The 2,602-nt window shown below is 43.2% G+C and carries 4 protein-coding genes; all 4 read left to right on the top strand.

The window, feature by feature from the left end; all coding sequences use genetic code 11:
• Positions 1 to 48 precede the first annotated feature (48 nt).
• The 4 genes from trxB to AB1466_02410 all read left to right on the top strand — a co-directional run bounded on the left by trxB (position 49) and on the right by AB1466_02410 (position 2,358).
• A complete protein-coding gene (gene trxB / locus AB1466_02425) occupies positions 49 to 1,005 on the top strand; it encodes a thioredoxin-disulfide reductase (protein MEW6188958.1) in 957 nt (318 codons plus the stop codon).
• A 20-nt stretch (positions 1,006 to 1,025) separates the two neighbouring features.
• Positions 1,026 to 1,355: a thioredoxin TrxA gene (gene trxA / locus AB1466_02420; protein MEW6188957.1), complete on the top strand. Its 330-nt coding sequence runs from the start codon at positions 1,026 to 1,028 to the stop codon at positions 1,353 to 1,355.
• A 372-nt stretch (positions 1,356 to 1,727) separates the two neighbouring features.
• A complete protein-coding gene (locus AB1466_02415; GenBank protein MEW6188956.1) occupies positions 1,728 to 2,162 on the top strand; it encodes a DUF3842 family protein in 435 nt (144 codons plus the stop codon).
• Entirely contained in the window at positions 2,155 to 2,358 is a 204-nt protein-coding gene (locus tag AB1466_02410) for a CooT family nickel-binding protein (protein MEW6188955.1), read from the top strand. Before AB1466_02415 ends, AB1466_02410 begins: the two co-directional genes overlap by 8 nt.
• Positions 2,359 to 2,602 lie beyond the last annotated feature (244 nt).

Genomic DNA, 2,602 nt, shown 5'->3' with positions numbered 1-2,602 from the left:
AATCTGGATGAGCGTATTTCAATTCAAAATTTAAGATGAAGGAATTGGATGAGGAATTTGAATAAAGAAATTTACGACGCCATGATAATTGGAGGAGGCCCCGCCGGTCTGACTTCGGGTATCTACATGGCCAGATCGATGGTTAAAACACTGCTCATCGAGAAGGAAACATTGGGGGGACAGGCTTTAACCACGGACCTCATCGAGAACTATCCGGGATTTCCCAAGGGAATTTCCGGTCTTAAGCTCGCGCAACTGATGGAGGAGCAGACACAAGACTTCGGATTGGACATAGCACTACCCTGTGAGGCAATTTCCATCGAGAAACAGAATGGATTAAAAAAGGTCATCACGAGTAGCGGTGATTATCTCACAAAGGCGATAATAATAGCCACGGGAGCTCATCCTGCAAGACTCAACATTCCAAGAGAAAAAGAACTCCAAGGTAAAGGGGTCTCTTATTGTGCCACTTGCGACGGACCTCTTTTTAAAGATAAGATCATTTTGGTGGTCGGTGGTGGAGATGCAGCCGTTGAAGAAGCTCTGCTTCTATCAAAATTTGCTTCAAAAGTTATTGTGGTTCACCGTCGTGACAAACTCAGGGCAACCCAGATCCTGCAAGACCGAGCCTTTAAGAATCCAAAGATAGAATTCCTCTGGAATTCAAATGTAACGGAAATTTTGGGAAGAACTAAGGTGGAAGGAGTGATTGTTCGGGATAAAATAAGCGGGGAGCTCAGAAAAATTCCAGTTGCTGGTATATTCGTTTACATCGGGACCGTCCCCAATAGCGATTTTGTCAAAAATATTTTGCATCTCGACGAAAAAGGATACATAATAACCGATGAGAAACTCGAAACTTCGGTGGCGGGTATATTCGCCGCGGGCGATGTCAGGAAAAGTCCTCTTAAACAGGTGACGACGGCTGTAGGAGAAGGTGCTCTCGCCGCAATTTCGGCTCAAAAATATCTCGAGCAAAGCTCACCTGAATCTTCAAACCACTGAACTTGGGAAAGGAGATTAATATGGGCGAGAAAGTCATCGATTTAAACGACGATAATTTCAAAGAAGAGGTTCTAAAATCGAACATCCCTGTCCTCGTGGATTTCTGGGCTGCCTGGTGTGGTCCTTGTAGAATTATTGCGCCCATTCTTGATGAAATAGCTGGAGAGTATGGAGGAAAAATAAAGGTGACCAAATTAAATGTGGATGATAATCCAAACACAGCTGCACAATATGATATCCTGAGCATCCCCACCCTTATCCTATTTAAAAACGGAGAAGTGCAGAAAAAATTGGTGGGTGCTCTGTCTAAAAAGAAAATTATCGATGAACTTTCACCCTGGCTCGAATAAAGACGACTAGCGATATTCAACGAGTGATTTTCGGTTAGTCTTTTAGGCTAGACATAAATCGCTACGACAGAAGCTCTTTTTGCCAAAACATTGTCCTTAAGCACAAGGAATGGTTTAGATTCTAAGCACAAAGCACCAAATTTAAGCAATATTAAATGAGCAAACATCTCCTGAGCAAAGTCGAAGGAATCCAAGGTTCAAAAAGAAAATGAAATAGGGATTAGGATTTCAAAAATTTTAATTTTGAATTTGTTTGGGATTTGGGATTTTGAATTTAGGATTTGAGCCACCCTTCTGGAATTATGTCCAGGGCATAATTAGTCTTTTAAAAGTTGCTGGTCGCTGATCACTAATCGAAAATGGGAGGATAGCATGACCATAGTGGTTATCGATGGAATGGGTGGGAGCATTGGACATCAGATAGTCGCTCGCTTGCGGGAAAATGTACCTGGGGCTGAGATAGTGGTTTTGGGGACAAATGCCATTGCCACAAGCAATATGATGAAAGCCGGCGCCAACCGAGGTGCTACGGGAGAAAATGCGGTAAAGCTCTCCGCAAACAACGCCGACATCATCATCGGATCGATATCGGTGGTGATCCCAAATTCTATGATGGGGGAGCTCACTCCAGGCATGGCCGAGGCCATCGCTGCTTCGCCCGCCCAGAAGATTCTACTACCCTTAAGCCACCCCCATATCGACTTGATTGGAGTCACTCACCTGCCCCTACCACATTTAATGGACGAGGCCATAGCCTTGCTGAAGAAAAAACTTGGTCTACCACAGGAGGTCAAAGAAGATGTGTGAAGCAAAGGTATATATGGAAAAAGAGGGAAATCTCGTGGAATTCATGGAAAATGTGATCACGATAAAGCCTGAAGAGGATAAATTGCTACTGGTGGATCTCTTCGGTGAGCAAAAATTCGTGGAAGCCGATGTAAAAGAGATCAAATTACTCGAACATAAAGTAATCCTCACCGAAAGGGGAAAACAACAAAAATAAGTTTAAGCAGGATTTCCCAAAAGTTTATAGAATAATATTATTATAATAGTTTAGACCACGAAGGTCTAAATTCGGCTCGAAAGCCGAGCAACTTCGTGGTTTTTGTTTTTAGAGAGAATTTGCATTTGAGGCTCCCGAGGTAAAATTTCAAGGAGGTGAATCTACTGTGTGCATTGGGGGAGTTAACTTGCCGCAGTTTAAGCTCTCCATTCATCAGACCATTGAGCTCGGTAAACTCTACGAG

Source organism: Actinomycetota bacterium (genome assembly GCA_040755895.1).
Lineage (GTDB): Bacteria > Actinomycetota > Aquicultoria > Subteraquimicrobiales > Subteraquimicrobiaceae > Subteraquimicrobium.
Note: the sequence above shows the minus strand (reverse complement) of the source record. Positions and strands in the feature narration are given on the sequence as shown.

Bases quoted from the DNA above. Each gene is read 5' to 3' on its own strand.
- trxB (MEW6188958.1), top strand. From the start codon at position 49: ATGAGGAATTTGAATAAAGAAATTTACGACGCCATGATAATTGGAGGA.
- trxA (MEW6188957.1), top strand. From the start codon at position 1,026: ATGGGCGAGAAAGTCATCGATTTAAACGACGATAATTTCAAAGAAGAG.
- AB1466_02415 (MEW6188956.1), top strand. From the start codon at position 1,728: ATGACCATAGTGGTTATCGATGGAATGGGTGGGAGCATTGGACATCAG.
- AB1466_02410 (MEW6188955.1), top strand. From the start codon at position 2,155: ATGTGTGAAGCAAAGGTATATATGGAAAAAGAGGGAAATCTCGTGGAA.